The 16008-nt window shown below is 71.4% G+C and carries 14 protein-coding genes; 5 read left to right on the top strand and 9 right to left on the bottom strand.

Features of this window, described 5'->3' with window-relative positions:
• Positions 1–6 precede the first annotated feature (6 nt).
• From glmU to DEJ18_RS03530, 4 genes are all read right to left on the bottom strand, one after another.
• A complete protein-coding gene (glmU, locus tag DEJ18_RS03545) occupies positions 7–1536 on the bottom strand; it encodes a bifunctional UDP-N-acetylglucosamine diphosphorylase/glucosamine-1-phosphate N-acetyltransferase GlmU (RefSeq protein WP_111209577.1) in 1530 nt (509 codons plus the stop codon).
• Positions 1537–1754: 218 nt separating this feature from the next.
• Positions 1755–2981 carry a zinc-dependent alcohol dehydrogenase gene (locus DEJ18_RS03540; protein WP_111209576.1) on the bottom strand — a complete coding sequence of 409 codons (1227 nt, stop codon included), beginning with the start codon at positions 2979–2981 and terminating at the stop codon, positions 1755–1757.
• Between the two features lie 137 nt (positions 2982–3118).
• Complete coding sequence (locus DEJ18_RS03535; protein ID WP_111209575.1) at positions 3119–4507, bottom strand: MFS transporter; 1389 nt, start codon at positions 4505–4507, stop codon at positions 3119–3121.
• An 84-nt stretch (positions 4508–4591) separates the two neighbouring features.
• Positions 4592–5587: a helix-turn-helix transcriptional regulator gene (locus DEJ18_RS03530; protein ID WP_220034283.1), complete on the bottom strand. Its 996-nt coding sequence runs from the start codon at positions 5585–5587 to the stop codon at positions 4592–4594.
• A gap of 104 nt (positions 5588–5691) precedes the next feature.
• Between DEJ18_RS03530 and DEJ18_RS03525 the strand changes: the two genes are divergently transcribed.
• Together DEJ18_RS03525 and DEJ18_RS03520 are read left to right on the top strand one after the other, a co-directional pair.
• The gene (locus tag DEJ18_RS03525; RefSeq protein ID WP_111082003.1) at positions 5692–6141 is read left to right on the top strand and encodes a MarR family winged helix-turn-helix transcriptional regulator; all 450 of its coding nucleotides are present in this window, start codon (positions 5692–5694) and stop codon (positions 6139–6141) included.
• A 164-nt stretch (positions 6142–6305) separates the two neighbouring features.
• Positions 6306–6455 carry a hypothetical protein gene (locus DEJ18_RS03520; protein ID WP_181419412.1) on the top strand — a complete coding sequence of 50 codons (150 nt, stop codon included), beginning with the start codon at positions 6306–6308 and terminating at the stop codon, positions 6453–6455.
• Positions 6456–6554: 99 nt separating this feature from the next.
• On the opposite strand, the gene DEJ18_RS03515 is transcribed toward DEJ18_RS03520, so the two are convergent.
• Genes DEJ18_RS03515 through DEJ18_RS03505 form a run of 3 tightly spaced genes read right to left on the bottom strand, consistent with a single transcriptional unit; the run spans position 6555 to position 9690 of the window.
• On the bottom strand, positions 6555–7403 hold the full coding sequence (locus DEJ18_RS03515; protein ID WP_111209574.1) for a carbohydrate ABC transporter permease: 849 nt from the start codon (positions 7401–7403) through the stop codon (positions 6555–6557).
• On the bottom strand, positions 7403–8374 hold the full coding sequence (locus DEJ18_RS03510; RefSeq protein WP_111209573.1) for a carbohydrate ABC transporter permease: 972 nt from the start codon (positions 8372–8374) through the stop codon (positions 7403–7405). Before DEJ18_RS03510 ends, DEJ18_RS03515 begins: the two co-directional genes overlap by 1 nt.
• Positions 8371–9690, bottom strand: coding sequence for an ABC transporter substrate-binding protein (locus DEJ18_RS03505; protein WP_111209572.1), 1320 nt, complete (start codon positions 9688–9690; stop codon positions 8371–8373). Before DEJ18_RS03505 ends, DEJ18_RS03510 begins: the two co-directional genes overlap by 4 nt.
• 339 nt (positions 9691–10029) lie before the next feature.
• On the opposite strand from DEJ18_RS03505, the gene DEJ18_RS03500 reads away from it, so the two are divergent.
• From DEJ18_RS03500 to DEJ18_RS03490, 3 genes are all read left to right on the top strand, one after another.
• Complete coding sequence (locus DEJ18_RS03500) at positions 10030–11319, top strand: sensor histidine kinase (protein ID WP_111209571.1); 1290 nt, start codon at positions 10030–10032, stop codon at positions 11317–11319.
• Positions 11320–11321: 2 nt separating this feature from the next.
• Positions 11322–11990: a response regulator gene (locus DEJ18_RS03495; protein ID WP_284178649.1), complete on the top strand. Its 669-nt coding sequence runs from the start codon at positions 11322–11324 to the stop codon at positions 11988–11990.
• 343 nt (positions 11991–12333) lie between these two features.
• Entirely contained in the window at positions 12334–13002 is a 669-nt protein-coding gene (locus tag DEJ18_RS03490; protein ID WP_111209569.1) for a hypothetical protein, read from the top strand.
• A 110-nt stretch (positions 13003–13112) separates the two neighbouring features.
• Here DEJ18_RS03490 and DEJ18_RS03485 read toward each other — a convergent pair whose 3' ends face one another.
• Together DEJ18_RS03485 and DEJ18_RS03480 are read right to left on the bottom strand one after the other, a co-directional pair.
• The gene (locus DEJ18_RS03485; RefSeq protein ID WP_111209568.1) at positions 13113–15614 is read right to left on the bottom strand and encodes an OpgC domain-containing protein; all 2502 of its coding nucleotides are present in this window, start codon (positions 15612–15614) and stop codon (positions 13113–13115) included.
• Positions 15602–16006, bottom strand: coding sequence for an ATP-binding protein (locus DEJ18_RS03480; protein ID WP_181431182.1), 405 nt, complete (start codon positions 16004–16006; stop codon positions 15602–15604). The genes DEJ18_RS03485 and DEJ18_RS03480 overlap by 13 nt, the downstream gene beginning before the upstream one ends.
• Between the last annotated feature and the right edge of the window lie 2 nt (positions 16007–16008).

Raw genomic sequence — 16008 nt, 5'->3', positions numbered from 1 at the left:
TGGTGCTCACTCCCTGACCCCGAGTGGGGGCCGATCTGACCCCGCCGGGGCCGATGTCCTGGGCTCCGATCGGGGCCCACCGCTGACGGCCGCGTGGACCGTCGAAGGTGTCATTCGCCGCGCGCGCCGAGCAGCCTCGGCCGCCGGGGTGCCGGGTCGGTTCTCCTCGACCCATCCCTCGGTGTTGCGCTGGGGGGCGTAGCTGATCGCGAGCGACCCGGCCGGCACGTCCTTGCGGACGGTCGTACCTGCACCGGTGTACGCCCCGTCCCCAATCCTAACCGGGGCGACGAACACGTTGTGCGACCCGGTCCGGACGTCCGAGCCCACGACGGTGCGGTGTTTGTGCACGCCGTCGTAGTTCGCCGTGATGGTGTTCGCGCCGATGTTGGAGTCCTCACCGACCTCGGCGTCGCCGATGTAGGACAGGTGCGGGACCTTGCTCCCACGGCCGATCACGGCGTTCTTCGTCTCGACGAACGTGCCGATCTTGCCGCGGTCACCGAGGACCGTGCCCGGGCGGAGGTAGGCGAATGGCCCGACCGAGGCGCCGTCCCCGATGACCGCGAGGGTGGCGTCGACCCGGTTCACGGTGGCGCCGGCACCGACCTCGGTGTCGCGGAGCGTGGAGCCCGGACCGACGACGGCCCCGGACGCGATCGCCGTCGCGCCGAGCAGCTGCGTGTCGGGCAGCAGTTCCGCGTCCGGCTCGATCGAGACGTCGAGGTCGATCCACGTCGACGTCGGGTCCTGCACCGTGACACCCGCGAGCTGGTGACGGCGGACGATCCGCGCGTTGAGTTCCCTCGCGGCGTCGGACAGCTGGGCGCGGTCGTTGATGCCGGCGACCAGCCACGGGTCGGTCAGGGTGACGACGTCCACCCGGCCACCGCGGGCGGCGATGAGCGCCGGGACGTCGGTGATGTACTTCTCGCCCTGGGCGTTGTCGGTGGTCAGCGAGGGCAGGACCGCTCGCAGGTGCGTCACGTCGAACGCGTAGATGCCGGCGTTCGTCTCGGTGACGGCGCGCTGCTCGTCGGTGGCGTCCTTGTGCTCGACGACACCGGTGAAGGCTCCGGAAGCGTCACGCAGGATCCGGCCGAGGCCGGTCGGATCGTCCTGGATGGCGCTGACGAAGGTGACGGCGTTGGACTGGCTGGTGTGCGCGTCGACGAGCCCGTGGAGGCTCTGCGCGTCGAGCAGCGGGACGTCTCCGGAGAGCACCACGACGACGCCGTCGAAGTCGGCCGGGAGGGCGCCCACCGCGACCTCGACGGCGCGGCCGGTGCCCGGGACGTCGTCCTGGTCGACCACGAGGGCGTCCGGCGCACGCTCGGTGGTCTCCGCCGCGACGCGCTCGCGCTCGTGCCGCACCACGACGGCGACGTGCTCGGGCGACAGGGACTCGGCGGTCCGGAGCACGTGGGCGATGAGGGGCAGCCCGGCGAGCCGGTGCAGCACCTTGGGGAGCGAGGACTTCATGCGCGTGCCCTGCCCGGCGGCGAGGACGACGACGGCGATCCGCTGGTCGGTCATGCAACCCATCCTGGCGCACCGCTCCCCCGGCGTCCGACCGTCGCACCGATCTGTGCGCAACTCCGCGCCGCTCCCCGCTGTGGAGGAGCGGTGCCCGGTCGCGAGCGCCTGGAGGCCCGGCGCCGGTCCGCCGGACCGGTGCCGGGCCTCCAGGCCGAGCCGTGCGTGCGTGCAGGCCGAGCCTGCGTGCAGGCCGAGCCGTGCGTGCAGGCCGACCGTCAGGCCGACGTGTCCGTCAGCTCCACCTTGATCCACCCGGGCTCGCGGCGGTCGAACGCCTCGTACGCGTCGATCGCGGAGCCGATCCCCTCGTGCTCAGTGATGAGCGCGGTCGGGTCGAACTGCCCCGCGGCGACCATGTCGATGAGCGGCGGGGTGACCGAGTGGTGGTCACAGTTGCCCATCCGGATGGTGAGGTTCTTGTTCATCGCCTCGCCGATCGGGTACGACTGCGCGGTCGGTCCGTAGACGCCGATGATGCCGATCCGGCCGTACTTCGCGACCGAGGCGACCGCCCACTGCGCGACCTGCGACGGGCCGTCGCCGGGCTTCCACTGCTGCTGCTCGCCGAAACCGTCCGGGGAGGCGTCCGGGGCAACCTGCTGCACCTCGGCGTCGAAGGCCGCAGCCTGCTCGTCGGTGACTGCGGCCGGGCCCCGCTTCGGGCGCTCGGCGTCCACCCCCACCGCGTCGATGACGGCGTCGGCGCCGATCCCGTTGGTGAGGTCCAGGATCGCCTGCACCGGGTCCTCGCGGTTGTAGTCGACGATCTCGCAGTTCTGCGCGAGCGCCGCGGCCAGGCGGGTCTCCTCGCCGTCGACGACGATGACACGACCGGCGCCCTGCTTGAACGCCGACGCCGCGGCGAACTGCCCGACGATCCCGGCACCGAACACCACGACGACGTCCCCGCGGGTCACGCCCGCGAACTCCGCTCCGAACCAGCCCGTCGGGAAGATGTCGGAGAGGAGGATCGCCTGCTCGTCGGTGACGTTCTCGGGCAGCGGGTGCATGGTGTTCTGCGCCCATGGCACCCGGACGTACTCCGCCTGCAGGCCGTTGACCGGGCCGGTGGACTCGGGCCCGCCGAAGAAGCTCGTACCGGCCTGCGGCCCGTTCGGGTTCGCCACGTCGCACTGCGCCGTCTGTCCCATCCGGCAGTACCGGCAGGCGCCACAGGAGATCGTCGAGTTGATCACGACGCGGTCGCCGGCGCTGAAGCCGCGGACGGCGTCGCCGACCTGGGTGACGACGCCGACGGCTTCGTGGCCGAGGATCGTTCCCTCCTGCATCGGCGCCATCGTCCCGCGCACGAAATGCAGGTCGGTGCCGCAGATCGCGGAGCGGGTGATGTGCACGATCGCGTCGTGCGGGTCCTGGATGGTGGGCTCCGGGACCTCGTCGAGCCGGATGTCGCCGATGCCGTGCCAGACCACTGCCTTCATGGGGTTCCTCCTCGGGATTGCCGTTGCGCCGGACGGTACGCGCGGCCGACTCCGTGCCCGCAGACGTCACGCGCCCCGCGGACACCGGGAGCATGACGACCCGGCGGAACCGAGCGGGGTGTCGTGGCCGGAGCGGGTCAGGCCGCGGGGCGGCGTTCATCGCGCACGAAGGCCATGAGCACGAGTCCGGTGACGAGGACCACGACGACCCCGAGGATCCCGTACCGCGTCGACCCGCCGATCGTCACCGCGACGCCGAACAACGCCGGCGCGATGAACGACGCCGCGCGGCCGGTCGTGGCGTAGAGGCCGAACAGCTCGCCCTCGCGGCCCGGGGTCGCGAGCTTCGCCAGGTACGCCCGCGAGGACGACTGCACCGGCCCGACGAACATGCACAGCCCGAGGCCGAGCACCCAGAACGAGACCTGGGCCGAGCCGGCGAACAGCACCGCGGTGCCGAACACCGACAGTCCGACGAGCGACACCATGATGAGCGGACGGGAGCCGAACCGGTCGTCGAGTCGGCCGGAGAGCACGGTCGAGATGCCCGCGACGACGTTCGCCACGATCGCGAACAGGATCACCCCGGACGGGCTGAAGCCGAACACCTGTGCGGCGATGATGCCGCCGAAGGTGAAGACGGCGCCGACCCCGTCGCGGAAGACCGCGCTGGCCAGCAGGAACGCGAGCACGTTGCGTCGCGTCCGCCAGAGCCGTGCGACGTCACGTCCGAGATCGGCGTACGCCGTCCACAGTGACCCCCGCCGCGTCGGGTCGGCGGGGGCTTCCGGTACGGCGATGAAGAGCGGGATCGAGCTGACGGCGAGCCACACGGCGGCGATGCCGATCGCTGCGCGGACGTCCCACTGCCCGCCTGCCACGGTCGCCGGCAGCTGCAGGAGTCCGCCCCGTCCGTCGACCCCGAAGTCCTGGATGCACAGCAGGAGCAGGACGACGAGGAGCACGATGCCACCGAAGTAGCCGGCAGCCCAGCCGATCGCCGACACCCGACCGGTCTTCGGTCCGGGTGCGACCTGCCCGAGCATCGCGTTGTAGCCGACGCAGGCGATCTCGTAGGCGACCGTCCCGATGCCGATGAGTGCGGCGCCGAGGACCAGTGCGGGCTGCTCGGGCGCGACGAACACCATTCCGACGATCGAGAGGAAGACCCCGACGGTCGCGATGAGCACCGAACGCTTCCGGTGCCCGGACGTGTCCGCCAGTCGTCCGACCGCCGGGGCGACCAGCGCCACCAGGATGCCCGCGACGGTCAGTGCCGTCGAGACCACGGCGGCGTTGTGGGCGAGTTCCCGCTCCACGGCGGCGGCGGCGGCCGTCGAGGAGTCCTCGGCCGCGACGAGTGCCGGGTCCACGAAGGCCCGGCTCGCCAGGTAGGTGCTGAAGACGAACGTCGTGACGACGGCGTTGAAGGCCGCGGAACCCCAGTCCCAGAGCGCCCAGGACACGAGTGCCCGGCGTCGGGTCGGGGTCGGCGGGGCCGCGGCGGTCGTCGACGTACCGGTCATGGCGGAACCGTAGCGCGTCCGGGTGTCCGGTCGGGGAACCGTGCGGTGCGCGCACAGCGCTCCGGCTCGGCTCGTCGACCGCGGTCAGCGGCGGAGCGTCTGCTTCGGGTACTCACCGAACCGCTCGGCGTAGGCGGCGGAGAACCGTCCGAGGTGCGCGAAGCCCCACCGGGTGGCGACCTGCCCGACCGACACCGTCCTGGGGTCCCGGGCGAGGAGCTCCTCGTGCACGCGGTCGAGGCGCACCTGCCGCAGGTAGGTCAGGGGTGAGACGCCGCACGTCCGGCGGAACGACTCCTGCACGCTGCGCACGCTGAGCCCCGCGACCCGTGCCAGGTCCGCGATCGTGATCGGGTCCTCGGGGTGGGCGTGGATGTGCTCGACGGCTGCACGGAGCTTGGCCTGCCGGGGGTGCAGCAGTTCGGCGGGCAGCCGGTCGAGCTGTGGCGGGACGACCCGGAGGAAGGCGTCCACCGTCTGCCGCTTCGCCTCGTGCCACACGAGCGAGTCGGTACCGCCCTCGCGGAGCGCGCGGGCGAGTGTGCCGAGCGCGTCGCGCCAGTGCCGCACCGCCACGGCGTCCGGCGGTCTCAGGTGGTCGAAGCGCAGGTCGCGGGTCCCGACGTCGAAGTGCTCGGCGGCGACGTCGCGGACGAACCGACGGTCCAGGTGCACGAGCTGCTGGTCGTAGTCTGTGGCGACGAACACCACGTCGCGGTGGGCGGGGAACAGCATCGGGTTCCCGACGCGGAGCGGCACCCGGTCGCGGAGGGTGTCCGGGATCCCGGAGCCCGCGGTGAGCCAGCTCATCACCAGGTCGTCACCGGGTGCGGACGCGCCGCGGAGGAACCCGCTCATGGTGGAGCGCCGCATCGACAGCTCGGAGTCACCGACGGCCGTGTACCGGTACGAGAACTCCCCCTCGGTCCGGCGGGACAGCCACTGCTTGCCCTCGTAGATCCCGGCGAGGTCGCGGACGGCGGCGTCCGGCTCGGTCCCGGCGACCTCGAACCGGACCGGGACGACGGTGGGCTCGTCGGGGACGCCCTCGCTGGACCCCGTCGCCGTCGACCCGCTCACCGCGCCACCCCGCTGGAGCGCGGACCAGCGCCATCTGGATACCCTTGCCTCGAGCGTGCCGGGGACCCGACCTGCGCGCCGCTGCGGGGAGAGGAGGTGAGCCGGTGAGCGACCTCGACGTCATGGGCGCCCTGACCCGGCTCGAGCACGCCTCGATCTCGTTGCGGGACCGGCTCCGCGACCGCACGGGCATCTCCGGCACGGACCTGTCGGTGCTGCAGTACGTGTGGCGCGCGAAGTCCGGTCGTCGGACGGTCCGGGTGAAGGACCTCAGCGTGCACCTCGGTCTGACGGGTCCGGCGGTGACCGGCATCATCGACCGGCTGGAACGTCAGGGCGTGCTGCAGCGGGTGCCGAACCCGGAGGACGGCCGCAGCCGCTTCATCGAGCTGACGCCCGGACAAGAGGAGGTGTTCGCGGCGGCGCTGGACGGCACCAACGAGCAGTTGCACGAACTCCTGTCCTCCTTCTCCGAACGAGAGCGCCGGCGCCTCGTCCGCATCGTGGACCGCATCGTCACGGCGCTCGACGGCGGAGTACCACCGACGTCGTAGTGCAGGCTATGGGCCGGTCCGATCGCGGACGGGGGCTTTGTCCACGCAACGCGGATGGGTAACTGCACGACCTACTTCGGCGGACGCGTCCCCGTCCGCAGTCGTACCGTCGGATGCGATCAGGACCCCTCACACGGGGGTCATGTCCGACGGGAAGGGACACCATGGGCATGTACGAGTCCGAGCCGGGCGTCGACCCGGTGCGCATCACCACCATCCGACGTCTGCGCCGCCGCTGGAAGCACGGCGAGCAGCCGACCGACGACCAGGGGCTGTTCGACGACCTCTTCGTGGGCACGACGAAGCAGCGCTGACGCACCGAGGGCGATGCGCCAGCGCGGTCGCGCTGGAACCCATGACGGGAGGCCCGTGGCGGAGATCGCCACGGGCCTCCCGTCATGTCCGGGGCCGGTTCAGCCCTTGACCGCGCCCGAGGTGAGGCCGGAGACGATCGACCGGCGGAACACCAGCACGAGGATGACGATCGGCACCGTGGCCGCCACGCTCGCCGCGAAGATCTGCGCGAACGGCACCGTGAACTGTGTGCCGAAGAGGGCGATGCCGACCGGGATCGTCCGGAGCGAGTTCTCGCTGTTGAAGGTGAGCGCCATGAGGAACTCGCTCCACGACGCGGTGAAGGTGAAGACCCCGACGGTGAACAGCCCGGGCTTCGCCATCGGCAGGATCACCGAGAGCACCGTCCGCCAGGCGCCGGCACCGTCGATCTCGGAGGCCTCCTCGATCGTCGACGGGATGCCCTGCAGGTAGTTGCGCATGATCCAGATCGCGAACGGCAGGTTGAACGCCACGTACGGCACGATGAGGCCCGGGTACGAGTTGAGCAGCCCGAGGTTCCGCTCGAGCAGGTACAGCGGGGTGAGCACCGCGATCGCCGGGAACACCGACAGCATGAGCAGCGAGGTCATGATCGCCGTCCGCCCGCGGATCCACCGTCCGGCGAGCGCGTACCCGGCCAGGAACGCCAGCGCGAGCACGATCACCGTCGTGGACACCGACACGATGACGCTGTTCACCATGTACTGCCCGAGCGCGTTGTCGCGGAAGGCCACGACGAAGTTGTCGAGCGTGAACGACACCGGGAAGGCCGTCGGCGGGGACTGCGCGATCTCGGACGACGGCTTGAACGACGTCGTCACGAGCCAGTACAGCGGCAGCGCGGTCACCACCGCGATCACGACGGCACTGACGTTGACGGTGTTCACCCACCGCCGCCATCCCTTGCGGATCCGTTGACGGGGCATCAGGCCTCGCCTCCCTTCGCCTGGTTCCGGAACGCCCGGAGGAAGAGCAGGCAGCCGGCGGCCACGATGAGCGCCGTGCTCGTCGCGATCGCGGCTCCCGGCCCGATGTTGATGTCCTGGAAGAGCACCTTGTAGCCCATGATCGCGAGCGACTGGGTACTCGTGCCGGGGCCGCCGTTCGTCAGCACGAACGGCAGGTCGAAGACGCCGAACGCCTGCAGGATGCGGAACAGCACGGCGATGGTCAGGGTCGGCGCGAGCTGCGGCAGCACCACGCGCCAGAACGTCTGCCACCCGTTCGCCCCGTCGAGTTCGGCGGCCTCGTAGTGGTCCTCGGAGATCTGCACGAGCCCGGCGAGCAGGATGATCGCGACGAACGGCGTCGTCTTCCAGATGTCCGCGACCATGAGTCCGGTGATCGCCGGGACGGGCTCGCCGAGGATCACCGGAGCGTCGCCGAACAGGGTGAAGAACCACGTGGCGACGCCGTAGGTGGAGTCGTAGACGTACTTCCAGAGCTGCGCGTTGACGATCGTGACGAGCGACCACGGGATGAGCATGAGCGCGAGCATCCAGCCCCGGGTGGCGCCGAGCCGCTCGAGCACGAGGGCGACGAGCATGCCGAGGACGAGCTCCACGAACACCGTCACGATCGTGTACAGGAACGTGAAGCCCAGCGCCCGGTACCAGTCGGCACTCTGCACGAGGGCGACGTAGTTGTCGAACCCGAAGCCCTGGATCGCGAAGCCGTCGTAGCCGATCTCGACGTCCGCGAAGCTGAGGACGATCGAGTACACGACGGGGAAGATCGTCACCGCGGCGACGACCAGGAGGGCCGGGGCGGCGAAGCCCCAGGCGCTCCGGGCGCGGAGGCGGTCGAGACGGTTGCGTCCGCTCCGGCGAGCGACGGGGTCGGGCCGGGTCGGGCCTCCCGGACGGGTCGGTGTCCGGACGTCGGTCGCGGCGCTCACAGCGCTGCTCCCCGGAGCGCGAGGTCGATGGCGTCCGCCATCGCGCTCGTCCCGCCGTCGACGGTGCGCTGCCCGCCGAGGATGCCGTTGCCGTTCTGGTAGACCCCCTGCGAGACCTTCGGGTAGTAGGCCGTCGACGTCGGACGGGGCACGAGCGTGATGCCGGCCGCCGTGTCGTACGTCGGCCGCTGCTGGCGCTTCGCGTCGGCGCTGACGAGCGACGCGGAGCGGGCCGGCAGGACCCCGCCCTCGCGCGTGAGGAACTGCTGCGCGGTCTCGCTCGACATCCAGCGGGCGAAGGTGAGCGCCGCCGCCGGCTGCTGCGTGTGCGGGTTGATGTAGTTCCCCCATCCGCCGATCGTCGAGTGGTGGTCGTCCATCCCGTCGAAGGTCGGACGGGCGGCGAGCCCGACCTTGCCCTGGACCGCACTGTCCGGGCCGTTCGCGATGCCCCACGCGTAGGACCAGTTGCGGAGGAACGCGGCACGACCGCCGGAGAACGCGTCGTTCGTGTCCTGCTCCTGGTACGTGAGCGTCGCCCGCGGGCTGGCGCCGGAGGTGACGAGCGAACGCATGAACTCGAACGCCCGCCGGGTCTCGGAACTCGTCGTCGTCGCGTTCTCGAGGCCGTCGTCGAGGAGCGATCCGCCCGCGTCGGCCACGAACTCGGTGACGTTGCAGGTCAGCCCCTCGTACACGTCGCCCTGGAACGCGAACCCGTAGGAGACGTCCCCGGTGTCGACGAGCTTCGCGGCGGTCTCACGGACCTCCTCCCACGAACCCGGCACCTGGAAGCCGTGCTTGTCGAGCAGGTCCTTGCGGTACAGGAAGAACGACTCGTCGATGTACAGCGGGAACATGTAGTACGTGCCGTCGACGCTGGCGGCGAGCCGGAGCCCCTCGGGGAACTGCTCGAAGAAGTCCTCCCCCACGAGCGTGTTCACCGGTGTCGCGAGCTTGTTCTTCGCGAACTGCCCGGGCCAGGCGACGTCGCCCAGGTACACGTCCGGGGTCGGCGACCCGGCGGCGATCTGCGTCGTCAGCGAGGTCCGGTTCGTGTCGGTGTCACTCGGGGCGCTGACGATGCGGACGCGGATGTCGGGGTGCTCCTTCTGGAACTCCGCGATGAGCCTGCGACGCAGGTCCCCGCCGTCCTTCGACGCCACCTGGCCGGCCCACCAGCTGATGGTGGCGGGGCCCTCCGGCGGGTCGGTCGGCCAGTCGGCGACCTCGGTGCGCTCGGGCCGCGTGGAGCAGCCGGCGAGCAGCAGCACCCCCGTGCCTCCGAGCAGGAACAGCCTGCGGTCGATGTCCATCCGTCCTCCTTGACGTCCGGTCCGCACCCCCGGCCACCGTCTGAGCGGGCGCGCGAAGCTGTGCGCCCACTCAACCCCTGCCCACACGATCGCGCCTGGGAGTCCGCCGAGCACCGCGCCGCACCTGCGTCGACGCCCTTCCGTCCCGTCCGCCCGGCGCACCCATCGACCCCCCGGAGCCGTGCCGGACACGGCTCGGGTTACGGTGACCGGGTGCGCGGACGACGGACGACGGAGCCAGCGCCCGACGACGCCGACCGCGCACCGAGGGCCGTGGTCGTCGTGTCCCCCGACCCACGTCGACGTCCCGCCCGCGCGACCCCATGGCGTCGAGTCCTGGTGGGGGTCGTGCTCGCGGCGGTGTTCGGCGGGACCGCGGTCGCCGCAGCCGGGACGCTCGTGTCGCAGCGGACCGCCGAACGCTTCGCCGTCGAGGACGCCAGCCGCGACACCGCGACCGTCGCCCGGATCGTCGTCGAACCCGCGCTCCGCGACGCGATCGCCGAGCCGGATGCGGACGCCGCCGAACGTCGCCAGGCGCTGGACGGCCTCGACCGCGCCGTCCGCCGTGCCACCGCGGCGAGCGCCGCCGTCCGCGTCAAGCTCTGGGCACCGGACGGGACCGTGCTCTGGTCCGATGAACCCAGACTGACGGGCGAACGCTTCACCCTGTCCGACGAGGACCTCGAAGCACTCGCCGAGGACCGGTCCGATGCCGAGGTGTCCGACCTGACCGCACCCGAGAACCGCTACGAGCGGGGGCAGGGTCCGCTCCTCGAGGCCTACCAGGCGGTCCACGTCCCCTCCGGCGCCCCGCTGCTGCTCGAGGTCTACTACCCCTACGACGCCGTGCTGGAGAGTTCGGCATCGCTGCGGACCGCGTTCGCGGCGCTCGCCTTCGGCACGGTGACCGTCGTGATCGGTCTGCTCCTGCCGGTGCTCCTCTGGCTGCTGCTGCGCCTGCGCTCCGGCCAGCGGGACCGCGAGCGGCTGCTGGTCCGTGCGCTGGACGCCGAGACCGCCGAGCGCCGCCGGATCGCCGCGGACCTGCACGACGGACCGGTGCAGGACGTCGCCGGGCTCGCGTTCTCGCTCGGCGCGGTGGCGCGGGGTGCGACGGGACCGAGCGCCACAGCGCTCGACGCCGCCGCCTCGACCCTCCGCAGGGCGGTCTCCGCGCTGCGCTCGGTGATGTCGGCGGTGCAACCGGCGGCCCCGGACCGCGACGGCCTCGGTGCCGCGCTCGCCGACGCCACCGCGCGCGCCCACGCCTCCGGCATCGCCACCGTCCTGGACGTACCGGACCGGGTGGACGCCCCGCCGGCCGCACTCACGGCGGCCGTGCGGTTCGTGCGGGAGGCGGTGTCCAACACGGTGCGGCACGCCGGAGCCTCGCAGGTCGAAGTGGTCGTCCGGCGGCGAGACGCGGACCTGACGGTGCGGGTGGCCGACGACGGCGTCGGGTTCGACCCGCTGACGGTGCTCGCGACCCGGCGGGAAGGCCACCTCGGCACCACGCTGCTCCGACAGGTGGCCGAGGACTCCGGCGGGTCCCTGCACCTCCGGACCGCGCCGGGAGCCGGGACCACGTGGGAGTTCGCCCTGCCGGTGCGGGGCGACCGGTGGTGAGGGTGTTGCTCGCCGACGACCACGCACTCGTCCGCAACGGGTTGCGTGCGGTGCTCGACACGACAGCGGACTGCACGGTGGTCGGTGAGGCCGGAACGGGTGAGGCGGCCGTCGAACTCGCTGAGGACCTGCAGCCCGACGTCGTGGTGATGGACCTGTCGATGCCGGGCGCGGGCGGGGTGGCCGCGACAGCCGCACTCCGCGAGCGGGTCCCGACGGCACGGGTGCTCGTGCTCACGACGTTCGCGGACGACGCACGGGTGCGCGCGGCGCTGACCGCCGGGGCGACCGGCTACCTGCTCAAGGACGCCGACCCCGACGACGTGGTCCGCGCCGTGCGGGCGACGGCGCGGGACGAGGTGCCCCTCGACCCGCGGATCGCCCGGGGCCTCCTCCCGCGCGGTGGCGATGGTCACGGTGCCGGTGGTCCTGCCCGGAACGGCGCCGGTGGTCCCGTCCGGGCCGAGGCCGACCGGAACGCTCCGGACCTGCCCCCGCGCGAGCGCGACGTGCTGGTGCGCCTGGCCCGCGGTCTGTCGAACCGGCAGATCGCCTCGGAACTCGGCATCGCCGAACGGACCGTGAAGGTGCACGTCGGCAGCGTCTTCCGGCGGATCGGTGTCGCCGACCGGACGAGTGCGGCCCTCTGGGCCCGGGACCACGGGTGGTGATGGTGGGCGCCCGCCGTCCGGGATCCGGGTACTAGTACCAAGGTCCGATGGTGCCGTCCCGCCGGACCGGCGACGATCGTGCCCAGGGGACGCACCGCCCCCGAGCACAGGAGGCACACCATGGACACCACGACCACCCACCGCGCACGCACCGCGGGTCGCCGCACGGTCGGCATCGCCGCCACCGTCGTCGCCGCAGCGGTCGCCGCGGTCGCCCCTCGTCGGGGTCACCCCGGCGCAGGCATCCGGCAAGACCTCGACCGGCGGGGACTACGCCGTCACCGTCAACGGCACCACGACGAACCCCGCGGTCGGCAAGGACTTCAGGCTCCGCGACACCGCGGTGTCCGGCACGATCGCCGTCCGTGGCAAGCACAACGGATTCGACATCCGTCTCGCCGACCTCGGGGTGTACGACTACACGCTCACCGGCGCTCCGGACACCCAGCGGATGGTGACGAAGCCGACCGTCGTGTTCGCCTCGAAGGTCCCGGCGCTGACCGCCGCCCAGCTCGCCGGCACACGACTCTCCTCGCTCGAGGTCCGCGACGACACCCTGGTCGCGATCTTCAGCACCGGCGCCGGCAAGTTCAAGGTCCAGGCCAAGGACGGTGCACAGGGCGGCGTCTTCCAGATGGAGACCGAGTTCGCCGGACCGGTGACGTTCACGCACACCCTCGGCGCCGGCCTGTTCTACTTCGTCAACCCGTACACGGGCAAGGTCAACTTCGGCGACGGCACCGCGGCGGTGACCTCGGGCAGCGGCACGCACCAGATGCTCCTCGGCAAGGACAGCCCGCAGGTCGCGACGAAGACCTCGCAGACGGCCACCACCACGACCTGGACCGTGCAGCCGGGCGGACGCATGGGCGGGGTGCTCGGCGAGGACGCCGTCGAGCTGAGCGCGGGTGCGACGAACTGCACGAGTGACTGCCAGGCGCAGAACCAGGTCCGCGGCTCCCTGCCGGTGCCGCCGGACCCGGTGGACCCGACGCCGATCGCGTCGCGCTGACCGACGGACCGACGACCTGACGGACGGGAGGCCCGGTACCAGCTGGTACCGGGCCTCCCGTCCGTCTGGCGCCCGTCGGGTGTCGGAGGCCGTGCGTCGCGCTCCACGCGTCAGCGTGGGATGACCGAGAACATGAACTTCTTCCGCACCATGTACCAGACGAGCAGGATGAGCACCGTGTGGGTGATCGTGCCGATCCAGACGTTGCCGTAGTCGACGGGGATCGAGGCGATCACGAGCGCGAAGAACACCTGCCACACGAACACGTAGAGGCTGGCCTGTCCGAGCGGGATCCACAGCCACCCGATGACGGCGTTCACGGGCTTCCAGAACACCGTGAGGATCGCGTACGACACCGTCGCGAAGAACGCGATGTCGACCAGACGACCCCACTGCAGGTCCACGCGCTGGTACGCCGTGTTGTAGAGCTCGCGGTACATCTCGTCGGGGAAGGGCACCGGGGTGAACCCGAAGCGGTCCCCCGCCCAGACGTAGACGAGGAAGGCCGCGTACCCGCAGACCAGGACGCCGACGATGACCTTGCCGAGCCGTCCGGTCAGTGCCCGCGTGATCTGGCGTCGGTAGTACCCGAGCACGAGACCGTGCGTGAACACGACCTGCCAGATGAACAGCGGGAACACCGCGTCGAACTGGGCGTTGACCGGTTTGAACGCCGGGTTCAGCACCTGGAACACGTAGAGCGCCCAGCTGACGATGAGCAGCGCCCACCAGAACCCGCGGCGGATGACCCACATGAACACCGGGATGAACAGGCTCAGCACCACGAACAGGCCCATGATGTTGAACGGCCACGGGCCCATCTCGAGCAGCAGGAACTGCCGGATCGCGTACCAGGGCGGCGGGTAGGCGAGCAGCTGCATCGCGTTCGGGTACAGGTCGTAGATGCGGCCCTCGGCCTGCACACCGTCCGTCCCGGTGCCGCGGTCGGTGAACGTCGTGATCGCGTCCGTGTTGAGGAACGGGACGAAGCTCAGTGCGAAGACGACGAGGATCACCACGAGCGTCACGACGTACTGCTTCCGCGCGCGTTTGAACGCACCGATCGCGGAGGCCCACTCGCCGAACTTCGCGACACCGAGCGGGTAGACCATGCCGAGGACCATGCCGGACAGGAACACGAACATCTCGGCGCCGGTGATCGCGCCCACCGCGTGCAGCGTGAGGTACGAGTACGGACCGGACACCTCGATGTGCGTGATCACCACCGCGAGGATGATGAACCCGCGGAACAGGTCGAGGCGCAGATCGCGTCCGGGCTTGCCGTCGTCGGGGTACCGCCAGCTCGGCACGAGCCGCCCGACCAGTCCGCTCAGCACGAACACGACCGCGAGGCCGGCCGCCAGCCAGACGATCCACGCCATCTGGTCGCCGCCGGTGTCGAGCTGCTGGTTGGTGGCCTCGGCGCCCTGCTGCGGGGTGACCCGGTCGGTGACGGGGCCGAAGACGAAGCGGTCGGACTCCTGCATGTCGGTGCGGAAGGACCCGGCGACCCCGGGCGCCTTCGCGAACCGCCAGTCCGCGGGCCGGTTGCCCGCTTCGGGCTCGCGCCGGATCGCGTCGATGTACGTCACACCGCGGATCTCCGGGTGGTCCCGGACGGAGTCGATGACCTGCCGCCACCACCCCTGCTTGACGGGCAGTTCTGCATCCCCGCGGAGCGAGTGGTCGTAGAGCGCGCCGGTGTCGAGGAGCATCGGCAGGTCCCGGCCCTCGGCGAAGCGCTCGGTGAACGTCTCCGACTGGGGCCGTTGGTAGCCCCACGTCTCGGCGAAGCGCTGCGCGACCTCGTCGGACTCGGGCACGTCGTTCCGGGTCAGCGGGACGTCACGTCCGGCGGCCTGCGTCGCCGCCCCCTTGCCGAAGTAGAACATCGACAGCCCGACCCAGTCGACGGACGCATCGCCCGGCCAGTAGGGCAGGTACGGGTCGTCAGCCTCGGTGAGTTGCCCGTCGCCGCTCGTGTCGAGCTTGTCGGTGTCGGTCGCCGACAGGTCGGCCAGTCGCCCGGCGGAGGAGCCGAAGGGGTAGCCGGCGCCGTACGACGGCTGCCACACCATGCGGGCGTGCGAATCGCCCGCGTGCACCTGGGCCGCGAGCGCCCGGAAGGCCCGGATGAACTGCGTCGGCTGTTGCCCCCAGCGCACCCACGTGCCGTTCATCTGCGGGGCGAAGCGGACCAGCAGCTGCGTGCCGTACTGCCGGTTGATCTCCTGCAGGAGCGTGTTCGCCCGGCGTGCGTCCGCCTTCGTGAGGGTCCGGAGCGCACGGTCGGGCTCGAGGCTCACCACGAGCACGGCACCCTGCGCGGCAGCCGCGCGGGTCGCACGCAGGAGTTCCCGTTCAGCGGACCGGTCGATCGGGTACGCGACCTCGACGCCGTACATCGACGGCGTCGCGCCGAGTCGTCCCTCGTAGCCGTCCGGGGAGTCCGAGCCCCAGTCGAGGTCCGGACCGAACCAGGTCTTGCCGCTCGCGGGCTCGCGGACACCGGGCGTCACCGCCTCTGCTGGCAGTGCTCCCCCGAGCAGGAGCACGCCGAGCGTGACGAGGAGCGCGACGGCCTTCGCCGCGTGCCGCTTCAACGAGCGCACACCAGCGTCCAGACGTTGCGGCCACCCTGGTGACTGTGCTCGAGGTGGTCGAGGGCGGCGATGGCCAGGGCGAGCCCGCGGCCTCCTTCGTCCTCCGGGTCCGCCATGGTGACCTCGCTGAGGTCGATGTCGACCGGCATGCCGTTGTCGGACAGGACCGCGACGAGGTCGTCGCCGTCCGTGCCGAGGTCGAGCAGGAACCGACGGCCCTGGCCGACGTCCGACCGGCGCGTGTGCTCGATCACGTTGGCCGCGATCTCGACGAGCGCGGTCTCGAACCGGAACCGCAGCGAGGCGTCGTCGATCGCCAGGCCCTCCCACCACGACCCGAACGTGTCCTGCACGGTGTCGAGGGACGCCGGGACCGCGGGGACGTCGATGCTGGCGTGCACGT

The organism is Curtobacterium sp. MCSS17_015, assembly GCF_003234265.2.
Lineage (GTDB): Bacteria > Actinomycetota > Actinomycetes > Actinomycetales > Microbacteriaceae > Curtobacterium.
This window is presented reverse-complemented; position numbering and strand designations above follow the sequence as displayed.

What these genes read in the sequence shown, in the direction of transcription:
- DEJ18_RS03535 (WP_111209575.1), bottom strand. Translation starts at nt 4,507, where the DNA reads ATGACCGGTACGTCGACGACCGCCGCGGCCCCGCCGACCCCGACCCGA.
- DEJ18_RS03515 (WP_111209574.1), bottom strand. Translation starts at nt 7,403, where the DNA reads ATGCCCCGTCAACGGATCCGCAAGGGATGGCGGCGGTGGGTGAACACC.
- DEJ18_RS03520 (WP_181419412.1), top strand. Translation starts at nt 6,306, where the DNA reads ATGGGCATGTACGAGTCCGAGCCGGGCGTCGACCCGGTGCGCATCACC.
- DEJ18_RS03505 (WP_111209572.1), bottom strand. Translation starts at nt 9,690, where the DNA reads ATGGACATCGACCGCAGGCTGTTCCTGCTCGGAGGCACGGGGGTGCTG.
- DEJ18_RS03540 (WP_111209576.1), bottom strand. Translation starts at nt 2,981, where the DNA reads ATGAAGGCAGTGGTCTGGCACGGCATCGGCGACATCCGGCTCGACGAG.
- glmU (WP_111209577.1), bottom strand. Translation starts at nt 1,536, where the DNA reads ATGACCGACCAGCGGATCGCCGTCGTCGTCCTCGCCGCCGGGCAGGGC.